The sequence below is a fragment of the Collinsella sp. AF36-3AT genome, assembly GCF_003475205.1.
Taxonomy (GTDB): Bacteria; Actinomycetota; Coriobacteriia; order Coriobacteriales; family Coriobacteriaceae; genus Collinsella; species Collinsella aerofaciens_AF.
Map to the genome: position 1 here is coordinate 114346 of NZ_QROZ01000001.1, position 13989 is coordinate 128334.

Below are 13989 nucleotides of genomic sequence, written 5' to 3' on the forward strand. Positions count from 1 at the left end.
CAACAACACAAACGCCGATGCTATGGCACCGACAGCGAAAACCCGCCAGAGCGAGCAAGGTGCCTTGAAACGAGGCGGCATTGATCTTTCGATCATGCCGCCGAAGTTGAAAGGCAGATTGCCGCTCTGGCGGGTTTGCAGCGTCAACTGGTTACGCGGTTCGTAGAACCGCGTAACTGTTAGGGCCGCTGGCCCATGCCGCCCTCGAGGGTGACGGTCTCGCCGTTCATATACTTAAAGTCGGGGCCGCAGAGCTGAACGACCACGCGGCCGATCTCCTTCTCGACGTCGCCGTAGTGGCCCGCCGGCGGCATGTGGACGTTGGCCTTGAACGCCTCGGGATAGGCATCCTGGAAGTTCTCGAGCGCAGCGGTCCAAGCAAGCGGGCAAACGATATTGACGTTGATGCCGTCCTTGCCCCACTCGTTGGCGGCGACGCGAGTCAGGCCGCGGATGCCCTCCTTGGCGGCAGCATAGCTGCACTGGCCGTAGTTGCCAAACAGGCCGGCGCCCGAAGCAAAGTTGACCACGGAGCCCTTGGTCTCCTTCAGGTGCGGATAGGCCTTCTGCATGTACAGATAGGTGGCATACAGACCGGAATAAATGGCCAGGTTAAACTGATCCATGGTGTGGTCGGCGATGGTCACACCCGAGGCGCTGGCCTGAGCGTTGTTGACGACGGCGTCGATACGACCGAACTCCTCAATCGCCTTGTCGATAACGTTCTGCACGACGGCCTCGTTGTCCTGGCCGGCGGAGACATCGGCCTGAACAGGAAGAACCTTGACGCCGTACTCAGCCTCGAGAGACTCCTTGGCGGCCTCGAGCTTGGCGACGTTGCGGCCAGTGATGACGAGGTTCGCGCCCTCCTTGGCAAAAGCGATATCGATGCCGTAACCGATGGAGCCAGCGGAGCCGTCCTTGAGCGTGGCCTTGCCGCCGCCGGTGACGATCACGGTCTTACCAGTGAAAAGTCCCATACAAAGTCCTTTCAAATCGCGACGGGCCCGCCCGTCGACTGCGCGCATCCAACTTCACGCGCCAAAAGCTGACATGCAACTTTAGCGGGTTCAAGTGAAAAATAAAGCCCATGGCAGGCGAACGGTGCAACGTCTTTCGGCGAAGGGAATGTCAAGTAAAAATTGGATAGAGCGACCGAGTTTTTGTTAACGCAACGAGTCATCGAACACGTTTTGAAACTTTGCTGCGGGGCGCGGGATGTCGGCGCGAGACTTTATCATAGGGTGACGAACAACGATGAGGAGCACATGCCTATGACAGACGAGCTGGACCCCCAGACTCAACAGCATATTGATAATTCCGCAGACACCATTGACGACTGCGATACTTCCACCAGAAGCGATGGCGGCATTGATGCCGCTGTCGAGGAGGCTCCTGCCGCCGCAGACGAGGCCGCAGACGCAAATGTCGCCGCAGAGCAAGACAAAGAAGAGCAGCTAGAGCAGCCGGACCCGAGCGATACTGAGCCCAAGGCTGAGAACGCTCCGCAAGCAGCGGGCCCCATCGAGGTGTCTTCGGAAGAAGAGCTCGACGCCGTCATGGACTCCATGATGGATGCCGTCAAAGCGATGAAGGACGCTGTCGCCGATGCCGACGTTGACGCCGAAGAGGAAGAGGCTGCCGAGGCCGCCTCGACCTTTGTACCCGGCGAGACCCCCGTTGCCGATCAGGGCAGCACTATGCCCTCGTTTCTGCAGCTCGAGCATCCCACGATTGGCGCGGACGCCGTCGACCCGCATGCAGCGGGCTTTTCCGTGATCGAAGGCGGCACCGGCAATATCGCCGCGCCGCAGACTGCCGATACGAATGCCGCCGAGGCCGCGCACCCGACCACCTCGCATGCCCCCGCCACGAGCCGCGACCTGGGGAGCGCCGTCTCAAACACCGCTAACGCCGTGGGCACTTTTATCGCCCAGGGCGCGTCGGCCATGCGCGAGATGAACGCCGCAAAGAAGGCACTCGCCGATGCCCGCGCCCACCTGTCCGAGCTTGAGCAGCGCATCGCCGACCAGGCAGAGGAGCTCGAGACGCGCCAGGACATCGCAGGCCGCTACGATCAGATCATCGCCGACCAGCGCCAGGCAATCGCCACGGCACAAAAGACCGCTGCGGCAGCTGAAATTAACCGTGATGCCCATGCCGCCAAAGCGACGGAGCTCAAGGGCCAGCTCGAGCAAATGAAAGCAGAGGACGATGCGACCGAACTCCGCCTGAAGGCTGCACTCGACGCCGCGGAAGCCCGCGAGGCGAGTTCACGCGAGACCGGCAACCGCCTGGTTCGTCGACTCGAAGATTCCAAGCGCATCCGCGACAAAGTGAAGGCTGAGCGCGATACCGGTGTCGCCGCCGCACGACAAACTGCCGATGCTACGCGCGCACAGCTCGAGACCTTGCGTCGCGAGTATGCCGAGCTGCAGCGCAACCCTTCGGCAAATCCCGCCAATTACACCGTGCGCACCAGCGAGCTGTCTATGCAAATCTCCGACGCTGCCGACGCCCTCCGCAAGGCCGAGGAAGACATTCCGCGCGTGACCGCCGATCTTGAGCATTCACTTGCCGCCGCCGAGCAGGCCGTCGAACAGGCACAGGCTCCCATCGCCGACGCTAAACGCGCGCACCAGGCCGTAACGGCCGAGGCAGATGCCGCGCGCGACGAGCTGCAGTCCGCAAAAACTGCCGCCGCGACGCGTCAGCGCGAGCTGCGCGAAAAGATCACCGCGCAGGACAAGGCACGCCGCGAGCAAGAGCAGGCCATCGCAAACGCCCGGGCAGATGCCGCGCATGCGCAGTCGATTATCGAGCAGGCGACCGAGGTGCATGACCATCCCGAAATCACCGAATCGCTCGCCGGGTCCTTGGCACGCGACAAGGCCGAGCATACCGAGACCGAGCGCGAAGTTGCCCAACTCGAGGCCGCCGAAGACGACGTGCGCAAGCGAACCCGCGACTCACGCGTCAAATTCACCGGAGCCATCGTCTGCATCATCGCCGTAGTTCTCGTGATCATCTTGATCTGGCTGTTCGCGAGCAAGTAACCACTCCCCAACGATTACAAGGACTGTCCCCAGGTGCCGGCACATAAGGAACGTCCCCAAGTGCCAACAAAGGCGACGCCGATGTTTTGGCGCGGACAGCGAAAACCCGCTAGAGCGGCATCCTCTTGACAACCAAAGAAATGCCGGTGTTTTGGCAACGACAGCGAGCGGGTCGCATTTGAGACAAGGTGACGTGAAACGAAAGGGCGCTGACCTTCTGGTCGCGCCCTTGAAGTTGAACGTCAGATTGTCCAAATGCGGCCCGCGCAGCGTCGGCCGGTTACGGCGTTTGGAAAACGCCGTAACCTACAAAATGAGCATGGCGTCGCCAAAGCTGAAGAAGCGGTAGCGCTCCTCGATGGCGGCGGCGTAGGCATCCATGATCTGGTCGCGGGTGGCAAGCGCGCTTACGAGCATCATGAGCGTGGAGCGCGGCACGTGGAAGTTCGTGATCAGCGCGTCGACCACGTGATAGGTCGAGCCGGGCATGAGGTAGAGCTGCGTCGTCGCGTTCTCGCGCACCACGATGTCACCGCGGCCGAGCGTATCGGCCCCGTCCTCGCGGCCCCCAAAATAGCGCGCCGTCACAGCCGGATCGGACACCGGAGCATCGGCGTCAAACGCGCTCTCGAGCGAGCGCACCGCCGTGGTACCGACAGCAATCACACGATGGCCCTCGGCCTTCGCCTTATGCACGGCGTCGACCACCTCCTGCGACACGTGGTAGCGCTCGGTGTGCATCACGTGCTGCGTGGGGTCGTCCTCCTCCACCAGACGGAAGGTATCGATACCAACCTCGAGCTCGACGGCGGCAAACTTCGCGCCCTTGGCCTCGATAGCGGCCATGAGCTCGGGAGTAAAGTGCAGACCCGCCGTGGGAGCGGCAGCCGAGTGCTCCTCCTTCATGGCGTAGACGGTCTGGTACTTCTCGGGGTCGCCCTCGTAATCGGTAATGTAGGGCGGCAGCGGCACGTGGCCGGCAGCATGGATGGCCTCGTCGAGCGTGCGCGGGTCGCCGGCGGCATTGCAACCGGCCGGCTCAAAGCGCACCAGACGGCCACCGCGGCTATCGGTGACAAAGTCGATGACCTCGGCCGTCAGCACCACGGGCGCGTCCTCGGGCGCATGGGCGCCGCCCGCGCGATACTCAATCTGAGCACCGGGCTTCAGGCGCTTGCCCGGCTTGACCAGGCACTCCCACACATGGCCAAGCGGATCCACATCCTCACGGCGCTTGAGCAGCAGCGTCTCGACCACGCCACCCGAGCCCGCCTTGCGGCCAATCAGGCGGGCCGGCATCACGCGCGTCTGGTTGATGACGAGCACGTCGCCCGGCTCGATATAGTCGATGATGTCGCGGAAGATGCGGTGCTCAACGGTACCGCCGTGCTCCAGCGGCTTCCCCGCCTGGGAGCCTTTGCGATCCACCACCAGCAGGCGGCAGGAGTCGCGCGGCTCGGCAGGAGCCTGGGCAATCAGTTCCTCAGGAAGGTTGTAGTCAAAATCATCGGTACGCATAGACACGTCGGATACTCCTTATATAGCTAAAGTCCGCTCTACATCCTAGCAGGCTGCCAGCTCAAAAGAACTACTTTTTGGACGCTTTGCGCTCGTCGCGGATGCGAGCGCGGTCCATGGCCGCCTCGACGGCCGAGAATCGGCAGCCGCAGTAATTCTGCCGATACATGCCCAGCTCACGCGAACGACGCGTGGCCTCGGGATAATACGGGCGAAAATCGCGAATCACCGGGGTGAGACCGCGGGCGACAGCCAGACGCTCCAAAACATCATTGCAGGTATCGAACAGCTGATACGGCGAGACGGCGAGCGTCGTGCCCACAAACTCAAACCCGCGCTCCTGGGCCACGCGGCACGCCTCGGCCAAGCGCAGGGCATAGCACGCGCGACAGCGACGGGGTCGATCGGCGCCCAGCGGGGCCACGCCGGCCTCCCAGCGCTCGCGGTCCTCCCCCGCTTCGATGAGCTCGATGTCGCCATCGGCACACCACCGGCGTAGCTCGTCCAAGCGGCGCTGCCATTCATCGCGCGGCTGAATATTGGGGTTGGTCCAGCAAATCGTGGGTTCAAACCCCTCTTCGCGCAGCAAGCGAACCGGCTCAAGTGAGCACGGCGCACAGCAAGCGTGCAACAACAACGGCCTCATCAACATCTCCTCACCCGAAAAAGCGCACGCCAAAGGACGTATCCTCGCAGGCGACAATGCGGCGGTCGCGCAGGATGGTCCGCACGTAATACCAATCGCCCACGCAGCCCGACAAGTGCAGACCAGCCGCCAGGTAGCACAGCAGCGGATAGCCCGAGAACGCAAACCCCAGGGCAAACGCCACCGTCAAAACAACCGTCGGCGCCAGGCAAACCGCCATGTACCGCCGACGCGAATACACGACGCCCTCGGCGCAGGCATAGATCATCGCCGTCTCACGATTCGCGCCAAAGGTCACATGCGCGCCCGCAGGCGCCAGCAGCTTAAAAAACACCGCATGCACCAGCTCGTGCACGGCAAACGACGCTGCAGAAACCGCAGCCACACCGACCATCCAGCCCACGACGGTGGTCCAGCCGCCCGCCTCAGCCGCGTCCAAGTCCGCAGGCCCGCCCAACAGCATAAACACCGGCACCAGGCACACGGCAAACACCGCGATCACGGCCATCCCCCACACGAAGCAAGCGTGCAGAAAAACCTCGTCCTCAAACGCATGTATGTTGGAAATCTCATTCATAGCATCTTAGGATAGCGCCCCTGCCACGCACCCGCCCGCATGTGCGATAATGTCGAACGATATGCACGAATTGACCACCGCGCCGCCGAACCCCGTGCCCGGCCGCGCTCTTACCTATATGCGAAGGAGTCCCATGGCATCCAAATACTCCATGAACGACCGTCCCAGCTGGCCGCGCCGCGCCATCGTTACCGCCGGCGAGCCCTACGGCAACAAGGGTCTGCACTTTGGCCACGTCGGCGGCGTCTTTGTCCCGGCCGACTTCTTCGCCCGCTTCCTGCGCGACCGCCTGGGCCGCGAAAACGTCATCTTCACCTCGGGCACCGACTGCTACGGTTCGCCCATCATGGAGAGCTACCGCAAGCTCAAGGAGAACGAGGGCTACGACAAGTCCATCGGCGAGTATGTCGAGTCCAATCACTCCCGCCAGGCCGCGACCCTCAACAACTACAACATCAGCTGCGACATCTACGGCGGCTCGGGCCTTGAGCCGGCGGCCCAGATCCACAACGAGGTGACTGCCGAGATTATCGAGCGCCTGCACGAGCAGGGCACCATCTCCAAGCGCTCCACGCTGCAGTTCTACGATGCCAAGGCCGGCACGTTCCTCAACGGCCGCCAGGTCATCGGCCGCTGCCCCATCCAGGGCTGCAAGTCCGAGAAGGCTTATGCCGACGAGTGCGATCTGGGCCACCAGTTTGAGCCCGAGGAGCTCATCGCGCCCAAGAGCCAGCTCACCGGCGAGGTGCCCGAGCTGCGCCCGGTCGACAATCTCTACTTTGACCTGCCGGCCTACCTCGACTTTATGAAGACCTACACCGCCAAGCTCGCCCAGAACCCGCAGGTTCGCTCCGTGGTCTCCAAGACCATGGAGGAGTGGCTGCTGCCGGCTCAGCTCTACATCCAGAACAAGTTCCGCGAGGCCTTCGATGCCGTCGAGGACCAGCTCCCCGAGCACACCGTGCTGGAGCCCGAGGGCAACAAGAGCAGCTTTACCGTCACCTTCCCCAGCTGGAAGGAGCGCGACGACGCCCACGCGGTGCTCGCCAACGGTGGCGTGCGCTTCCGCAGCGGCAAGGCACTCGTGCCCTTCCGCATCACCGGCAACATCGACTGGGGCGTTCCGGTGCCCGAGGTCGATGGCGTCTCCGACGTCACCTGCTGGTGCTGGCCCGAGAGCCTGTGGGCGCCCATCAGCTATACGCGTACCGTGCTCGCGCGCGATGCCAAGGCCGCCGGCGTGACCGAGGGCGTCGCCGCCCAGGATGCCGCCCTCATGGGCGAGCCCGCCGCCGACTCCACGCAGGTGCCCGCACCCACCTACCAGCACAGCTCGCTCGACTGGCGCGACTGGTGGTGCTCTGACGACGCTCAGATTTACCAGTTCATCGGTCAGGACAACATCTATTTCTACTGCATCGCGCAGACCGCCATGTGGGAGGCCCTGGGCTGGGACCTCACGCAGAGCACCGTCAGCGCCTGCTACCACCTGCTCTACATGGGCAAAAAGGCCAGCTCGTCCTCGCAGACGCCTCCCCCGCCGGCAGACGACCTGCTCAACCACTACACCTGCGAGCAGATGCGCGCGCACTGGCTGTCGCTCGGCCTATCCGAAAAGCCGGTGAGCTTTAGCCCCAAGGCATACGACACGCGTGTGACCGGCAAGGACAAGGACGGCAACGAGGTACGCGCCTGCGACGACAAGCGCGTTATCGACCCGGCCCTTAAGGAGAGCGCGCTGCTGACCGGCGTGTTCAACCGTCTGGCCCGCAGCTGCTTCTACGGCGTCGCCGTCAAGGAAGGCGACGAGAGCCCCTACCGCAACGGCTGCATCCCCGCCGGTGCCGCTTCTGACACCGTGGTCGAAGCCGCCCAGCAGGCAGCCCTCGCCTTTGAGCAGGCCATGTACAAGTTCGAGACGCACCGCGCGCTTGCCGTGTGCGACGACTACCTGCGCGCCGCCAACAAGCGCTGGAGCGACGCTTCCAAGGCCGCCAACAAGCTCGAAGGCAAGCCAGCAAACGCCGCGATGACGCAGGCCCTTGTCGACGCCTTTACCGAGCTGCGCGTGGCGACCGTCCTGATGCACGGTATTGTGCCGGCCGGCTGCGAGCTCATCTGCGAGTACTTCGACGTCGACCCGGTCGCTTTCTTTAGCTGGGATAACATCTTTGCCTCCACGGACGAGTTCGTGGAGATCCTGGGCGAGAAGCCCGGCGAGCACCGCGTGAAGCCGCTGCCCCCGCGCTTCGACTTCTTTAGCAAGCACGAGAGCCAGTACTAAACACTCGACATGTAATGGAATGGGAAGGAAAGACGGATGTCCAAGCCGCGTCGTCGTAAGCAGAAAAAGCAGGTCAAGGCCGAGCTCAAGCTCAGGCAGTTTGCCGCCACCGAGCTTTCCGACCAGCTTGCCGCCCTTCCCTGCGCCGCCGACCTGCCGCGCTTTATGGTCGACACGGTCGCCGGCGCCTATGCGCCCGCCGATGCCGAGCTTATGATCGAGGGCTTCGGCGCCGCGGCCACACGCCCGGTCACGCTGCGCGCCAACACGCTCAAGGCAACCGCCGAGGACATCGCCGCGGCGCTCGATGCCGCCGGCATCGCCCACCGCCCCGTCGCATGGTACCCGGACGCTTCCATCCTGCCCGAGGCCCAGGTTTCCGACCTGTGGGACCTCGACATCTACCGCGACGGCAAGATCTACTTGCAAAGTCTGTCGTCCATGATGCCGCCGTTGGTCTTGGGCGCCCAGGCCGGCGAGGACATCCTGGACATGTGCGCGGCCCCCGGCGGCAAGACGACGCAGATCGCCGCCCTCACCCAGGGCCAGGCACACCTCACCGCCTGCGAGATGAGCATTCCCCGCGCCGAGAAGCTCGAAGCCAACCTCCACCGCCAAGGCGCAAAAAACGTGCCCGTCATGCGCATCGACGCACGCGAGCTCGACGAGTTCTTCCGCTTTGACCGTATCCTGCTCGACGCTCCCTGCACCGGCACGGGCACAGTCGTCAGCGGCAACGAGAAGAGCCTGCGCGGCCTCACCGAGCAGTTGCTGAGCAGGTGCGCCCGCTCGCAGCGAGCACTTCTGGACCGCGCCATGGGAGCCCTCAAACCGGGCGGCACGCTCGTCTATTCGACTTGTTCGATCTTGCCGCAGGAAAACGAGGACGCCCTGCAAGAGGCCCTCGACAAGCACATGGACTGCGGGCTTATCCCCCTCGATGGCACGCCGAGCGAAAGTGAGGCACGCCGCGCCCAGGAAGCTGGTGAGGAGCCGCGCATCGAGTCCAACGCCCTGACCGAAGCCATTGCCGCGGGTCAGGTATCGGCCATCGCCAACGGCCTGCCCGGCACGCTCACCATTCCGCCCAGCCGCGACTTTGAGGGCTTCTACATTGCCCTGATCCGAAAACGCAGTTAGCGCACGGATCCAAAACTCAACAAGCTATCTCCGTGCGCGTTTGCCCTGCTGGTCGCGATGCTGTTTAAGCATCGTGCGCTCCTTGCGTTCGGCCCTTTTGCCCTTAATGGCCGTGACCACAAAGTAGATGACCGCGGCGGCAACAATTGCGCCCACACACAGGCCAATCGAGCCAAACATTGCTGTCAATTCCATACCGCGTCACCTCTCTTTTAAACGGGACTTTCAAGATAGCACCTCGATCCCCGCCACCACAGCTCCTTCACGTTCGCCGGCCCTTCGGTCTAACGAATTGCGTGGCGGGGAAAAATCAACTCGTCAAACGATTTAGCATTCGCAATTCCGGCTGCATCGCGCCGGCCGTCATCGCATAGAATCGAGCTTCCATGGATACCCTCAACGATCTAAATGAGCGCGTCGACGCCTTCGTCGGCACCAGCTCCTTCGACACGCCTGCCGCGGCAAACGACCAAGCCCCCATCGATGTGCCCGCCGAGGTTCACGAGGACATCGTCGCCTCGGTCGATTTCTCCGAGGTCGAGCTCGCAGACGAGTTCACCGAGCCCCAGGTAGCCGTGACCCCCAACGGACTGCTCCCCATGGAGCCGCTGCCCATCGACGGGCGTTTGCGCAAGGCGGCCCTTCGCATGCCTGACGAGATTGAGGAGGCCAGCGGCTTCACGCTCTTTGGCCGCCGCATCAAGTCGCTCATTTACACCACCGATGTCGCGGTTATCCGCAACTCCAACGCCGATGCCGTCTTTGCGGTCTACCCTTTCACGCCGCAGCCCGCCATTACGCAAGCGCTGCTGACCGTCGCCGAGTGCCCGGTCTTTGTAGGTGTGGGCGGTGGCACCACCACTGGTAAGCGCTCCGTGCAGATGGCAGCCGTCTCCGAGATGCAGGGCGCGGCGGGATGCGTGGTCAACTCCCCCGCCACCGCCGAGATGGTCGAGCACATCACCAACATCGCCGACATCCCCGTCATCGCTACGGTCGTTCGCTGCGACGACGATGCCCACGCCAAGGTGCGCGCTGGAGCCAAGATTCTCAACATCGCCGCCGGCAAGAACACGCCCCAGGTCCTACGCGAGCTGCGCAAGCACTATCCCAACCTGCCGCTCATCGCGCCGGGCGGCAAGACGCCAGAGAGCATCCGTGAAACCATCGCCGCCGGCGCCAACGCCATCATCTGGACGCCGCCTTCGGCCCAGCAGCTACAGACCGACATGATGCAGCGTTATCGCAAGATGAAGGAAGACGCCACACCTGTCATCTCGCACGACGATGTGCCCATTATCGACCAGGTCTCCGCCGCCGAGGTCAGCCAGGTCGAGAACATGAATCCCGACGTGCCGATTCCCGACGAAGTCATCGAGCGCGTCGCTTCGATCCACGAGCGCGTCGAGGAGCATCGCGCCAACCGCGGCCTCAAGCCGTCACTGCACGGCTTCTTCTTCCGCGGAAAGAAACGCTAACCCCCAACAGCAAGGCCCGCCCCACACAAACGTGAGGCGGGCCGTTTTCGTTTGAGCAATCATGCAGCGATGTGATGGGGCAAACTAATCCACGCGCTTGTCGCCCATAAAGAAGAGCGCCACCGTACCAGGTCCGGTATGCGAGCCAATCAGAGTACCGATGTTATTGATCTCAATCTTGCCTTTAAGCTGCGGAATCTGTTCCTCGATCAGCGCCGCAACTGCTTCGGCATCCTCGCGGCACGCCGAGTGCGACATGATGCACTTACCCGAATAATCCGCACCGTCCTGCACGTGTGCCATCATGGTCTTAGCCATCTCGGAAATCGCGCGCTTCTTAGTGCGAATCTTCTCACGTGGCGACAGCCCACCTTCGCAATCGACCGTCATAAGCGGGCAAATCTTAAGCGCCGTGCCGATGATCGCGCTCGCAGCCGAAATGCGACCGCCGCGCAGGTAGCTCGACAGATCGGTCGAGAAGAACCAGTGGTGCAGGTTGAGCTTGTGCTCCTCGATCCAGGCAGCCGTCTCGTCGAGTGAAGCCCCGCTATCGCGCACGTCGGCGGCACATTCCGCCAGCAGGCCAAAGCCCGAAGACGCCGCCAGCGAATCGATGACGCGCACCTTGCCGCCCTGGGGATAGCGATCGGCGAGCATCTGCGCCGCAACGCAAGCCGAGCCATACGTACCCGAAATACCCGACGACAACGTCAGGTGCAGCACGTCTTTACCCTCGGCAACAAGCGGCTCCCAAAACTCCTCGTACTCACCCACGCTCACCTGAGACGTCTTGGGCATGGCGCCCGCGGATATCTGGGCAAAAAACTCGTCCGGCGTAATCGACTGATACAGATCGTCCGTATAGACAACATCGTCGATCTCGTAATGAAAACACACGACAGGGATATTGCGCGATTCAAAGAACTCCCGAGTTCGATCGGCGGCGGATTCACAGGTCAGGACAAAATCACTCATATGAGGCTCCTTACTCATTGCTGCGCAAATTATCGCACAGTGAGCCTATATACGGTACATATGTCCACTATTTACCAAATCGAACCAATAATAGCGAACATCTTTACCACCATCGTCTCCACCGACCCCACGCATAAATATCTGAGAAAACACCTTCTGTCGTCTCCACCCAACCGCCATATCTACCTCAACTAAATCGATTTACCAAACCGTTCGGCCAACAATTCGACCTCCCACCCCCAATCGAAACAAAAGCGGCGCATACTGATAAACGTTTGACGCTGTTTATCAGTTTTACCAACCCCATCGGAAGGTGTTTCATGGTCGCATTCGATCGCAATCCGCAAGACTTCAAGTATCTGCGTCTGCTGTCGAAACAATTTCCCACCGAGCAATCCGCGTTTACCGAGATCATCAATCTCTCGGCCATCCTCAACCTGCCCAAAGGCACTGAGCATTTTATGAGCGACGTGCATGGCGAGTACGAAGCCTTTATGCACATCCTCAACAACTGCTCGGGCGTCGTGCGCGAGCATGTCGACGAGATTTTTGGCGACACGCTCACCTTTGACGAGAAGGGCGAGCTGTGCACGCTCATCTACTACCCGCACGAGAAGATCGAGCTGGTCCGCAGCCAGCGCGAGGACTCGCCCACCTGGTACAAGACGATACTTGACCAGCTCATCATGGTTGCCCGGTCGCTTTCGAGCCGCTATACGCGCTCCAAGGTGCGTAAGGCCATCCCGCGCGATTACGCCTATATCATCGACGAGTTGTTGCACACGCACCCGGACGAGAACAACTATCGCGTGCGATATCACGAGCGCATCGTGGAGTCCATCCTGGAGACCGCAAGCGCCGACGACTTTATCGAGTCGCTTGCCTCGCTCATCAAGCGCCTGGCCGTCGACCACCTGCACCTGGTGGGCGACATCTTCGACCGCGGTGGCGGCGCGGCCAAGATTATGGACCGCCTGCTCACCTACCATTCACTCGACATCCAGTGGGGCAACCACGACCTGCTGTGGATGGGCGCTGCGGCCGGTGAGCCCGCCTGCATCGCCACGGTGCTGCGCAACAACCTACGCTACGACAACTACGAGATCCTGGAGAACGACTACGGCATCTCGCTGCGTGAGCTTGTCGCCTTTGCCGATGCCACCTACACCGCCGGTGAGTCCATCACCCCGCTGATCAAGGCCATCAACGTGCTGCTCTTTAAGCTCGAGGGTCAGATTATCCAGCGCCACCCCGAGTTCGACATGACCGACCGCCTGCTACTCGACAAGATCGACCACGACGCCGGCACGGTCACGCTCGCCGACGGCAGCGTGTGGCCGCTCACGACCAACGACTTCCCCACCGTCGACCCGACGGACCCCTATACGCTCACGCCCGAGGAACAGCACATCATCGACAAGCTCGTGTCCGAGTTTATCACCGCCGATCACCTGCATCGCCATATCGATTTCCTCTATTCCCACGGCTCGATGTACAAGGTCGCCAACGGCAACCTGCTGTTCCATGGCTGCGTGCCACTCAACGAAGACGGCACCTTTAGCAGCATGAAATGCCTGGGCACCTGGCACGCTGGCCGCGATTATCTCGATTTTTGCGACCACATCGCCCGCCGCGCCTGGCGCGTGGGCGACCGCGACGCTCTCGACTGGATGTGGTACCTGTGGATTGGCTTTAACTCACCCGCCAGCGGACGCCTGGTGCGCACCTTTGAGCGCGCCTATATCGCCGATAAGAGCACCTGGGTCGAGCCGATGGACCCGTACTTTACGCTTACCAAGTCGCCCTCGGTCTGCGACGACATCATGCGCGAGTTTGGTGTCGCGCCCATGGCATGTTCACCGACCGGCCACATCATCAACGGCCACACGCCCGTTAAAACCACCAAGGGCGAGCAGCCCATCCGCGCCGAGGGCAAGCTGCTGGTCATCGATGGCGGCTTCTGCCGCGCTTACCATCCCAAGACGGGTATCGCCGGCTATACGCTCATCTCGAGCTCGCGCGGCTGCCGCCTCAAGTCGCACCGGGCCTTTACGACGGTTGCCGAGGCACTCACACGCAACGTGGACATCGAGAGCGAGACCAATCGTTTTGACCAAGCAGACCGTCGCCGCATGGTGAGCGACACCGATTCCGGTGTCAAGATCCGCAGCCAGATCCAGGACCTGCGCCAGCTGCTCGATGCATATAGAAACGGTGCTATCGAGGAGCGCGCCTAGCACCACCCGTGGGGATTGGCTAAACTTGCTGAGTTTGTCATCCCCGCGGCGCTTCGGCGCCAGCTTAAGGCAGGTACC

11 protein-coding genes are annotated in these 13989 nt (G+C 62.1%); 5 read left to right on the forward strand and 6 right to left on the reverse strand.

Annotated elements, in window-relative coordinates:
* Positions 1-179 precede the first annotated feature (179 nt).
* Positions 180-980 (reverse strand): SDR family NAD(P)-dependent oxidoreductase, encoded by an 801-nt coding sequence (locus tag DW003_RS00485; RefSeq protein WP_006235414.1) that lies wholly within the window; start codon positions 978-980, stop codon positions 180-182.
* A 294-nt stretch (positions 981-1274) separates the two neighbouring features.
* Between DW003_RS00485 and DW003_RS00490 the strand changes: the two genes are divergently transcribed.
* Positions 1275-3056: a hypothetical protein gene (locus DW003_RS00490; protein ID WP_118386985.1), complete on the forward strand. Its 1782-nt coding sequence runs from the start codon at positions 1275-1277 to the stop codon at positions 3054-3056.
* Between the two features lie 306 nt (positions 3057-3362).
* Here DW003_RS00490 and queA read toward each other — a convergent pair whose 3' ends face one another.
* The 3 genes from queA to DW003_RS00505 form a co-directional block, all read right to left on the reverse strand.
* Positions 3363-4574, reverse strand: a complete 1212-nt coding sequence (queA, locus tag DW003_RS00495) for a tRNA preQ1(34) S-adenosylmethionine ribosyltransferase-isomerase QueA (protein WP_118386987.1) — start codon at positions 4572-4574, stop codon at positions 3363-3365.
* Between the two features lie 70 nt (positions 4575-4644).
* Positions 4645-5220 carry an epoxyqueuosine reductase QueH gene (locus DW003_RS00500; protein ID WP_117758770.1) on the reverse strand — a complete coding sequence of 192 codons (576 nt, stop codon included), beginning with the start codon at positions 5218-5220 and terminating at the stop codon, positions 4645-4647.
* A gap of 10 nt (positions 5221-5230) precedes the next feature.
* On the reverse strand, positions 5231-5797 hold the full coding sequence (locus DW003_RS00505; protein WP_117758769.1) for a DUF3267 domain-containing protein: 567 nt from the start codon (positions 5795-5797) through the stop codon (positions 5231-5233).
* A gap of 133 nt (positions 5798-5930) precedes the next feature.
* Between DW003_RS00505 and DW003_RS00510 the strand changes: the two genes are divergently transcribed.
* Together DW003_RS00510 and DW003_RS00515 are read left to right on the forward strand one after the other, a co-directional pair.
* Entirely contained in the window at positions 5931-8081 is a 2151-nt protein-coding gene (locus DW003_RS00510) for a methionine--tRNA ligase (protein ID WP_118386989.1), read from the forward strand.
* Between the two features lie 36 nt (positions 8082-8117).
* Positions 8118-9221, forward strand: coding sequence for an RsmB/NOP family class I SAM-dependent RNA methyltransferase (locus tag DW003_RS00515; RefSeq protein WP_118386991.1), 1104 nt, complete (start codon positions 8118-8120; stop codon positions 9219-9221).
* Between the two features lie 24 nt (positions 9222-9245).
* On the opposite strand, the gene DW003_RS09900 is transcribed toward DW003_RS00515, so the two are convergent.
* On the reverse strand, positions 9246-9416 hold the full coding sequence (locus DW003_RS09900) for a hypothetical protein (RefSeq protein ID WP_158551274.1): 171 nt from the start codon (positions 9414-9416) through the stop codon (positions 9246-9248).
* Positions 9417-9607: 191 nt separating this feature from the next.
* Here DW003_RS09900 and DW003_RS00520 point away from each other — a divergent pair, with 191 nt between their 5' ends.
* Entirely contained in the window at positions 9608-10699 is a 1092-nt protein-coding gene (locus DW003_RS00520) for a hypothetical protein (RefSeq protein ID WP_099431937.1), read from the forward strand.
* 84 nt (positions 10700-10783) lie between these two features.
* On the opposite strand, the gene DW003_RS00525 is transcribed toward DW003_RS00520, so the two are convergent.
* Positions 10784-11674, reverse strand: coding sequence for a DegV family protein (locus DW003_RS00525; RefSeq protein ID WP_118386993.1), 891 nt, complete (start codon positions 11672-11674; stop codon positions 10784-10786).
* Between the two features lie 320 nt (positions 11675-11994).
* Between DW003_RS00525 and DW003_RS00530 the strand changes: the two genes are divergently transcribed.
* Positions 11995-13911, forward strand: a complete 1917-nt coding sequence (locus tag DW003_RS00530) for a fructose-1,6-bisphosphatase (protein ID WP_118386995.1) — start codon at positions 11995-11997, stop codon at positions 13909-13911.
* Positions 13912-13989: the final 78 nt, after the last annotated feature.

Bases quoted from the DNA above. Each gene is read 5' to 3' on its own strand.
- DW003_RS00515 (WP_118386991.1), top strand. From the start codon at position 8,118: ATGTCCAAGCCGCGTCGTCGTAAGCAGAAAAAGCAGGTCAAGGCCGAG.
- DW003_RS00490 (WP_118386985.1), top strand. From the start codon at position 1,275: ATGACAGACGAGCTGGACCCCCAGACTCAACAGCATATTGATAATTCC.
- DW003_RS00525 (WP_118386993.1), bottom strand. From the start codon at position 11,674: ATGAGTGATTTTGTCCTGACCTGTGAATCCGCCGCCGATCGAACTCGG.
- DW003_RS00510 (WP_118386989.1), top strand. From the start codon at position 5,931: ATGGCATCCAAATACTCCATGAACGACCGTCCCAGCTGGCCGCGCCGC.
- DW003_RS00500 (WP_117758770.1), bottom strand. From the start codon at position 5,220: ATGAGGCCGTTGTTGTTGCACGCTTGCTGTGCGCCGTGCTCACTTGAG.
- DW003_RS00485 (WP_006235414.1), bottom strand. From the start codon at position 980: ATGGGACTTTTCACTGGTAAGACCGTGATCGTCACCGGCGGCGGCAAG.
- DW003_RS00520 (WP_099431937.1), top strand. From the start codon at position 9,608: ATGGATACCCTCAACGATCTAAATGAGCGCGTCGACGCCTTCGTCGGC.
- DW003_RS09900 (WP_158551274.1), bottom strand. From the start codon at position 9,416: ATGGAATTGACAGCAATGTTTGGCTCGATTGGCCTGTGTGTGGGCGCA.
- DW003_RS00505 (WP_117758769.1), bottom strand. From the start codon at position 5,797: ATGAATGAGATTTCCAACATACATGCGTTTGAGGACGAGGTTTTTCTG.
- DW003_RS00530 (WP_118386995.1), top strand. From the start codon at position 11,995: ATGGTCGCATTCGATCGCAATCCGCAAGACTTCAAGTATCTGCGTCTG.
- queA (WP_118386987.1), bottom strand. From the start codon at position 4,574: ATGCGTACCGATGATTTTGACTACAACCTTCCTGAGGAACTGATTGCC.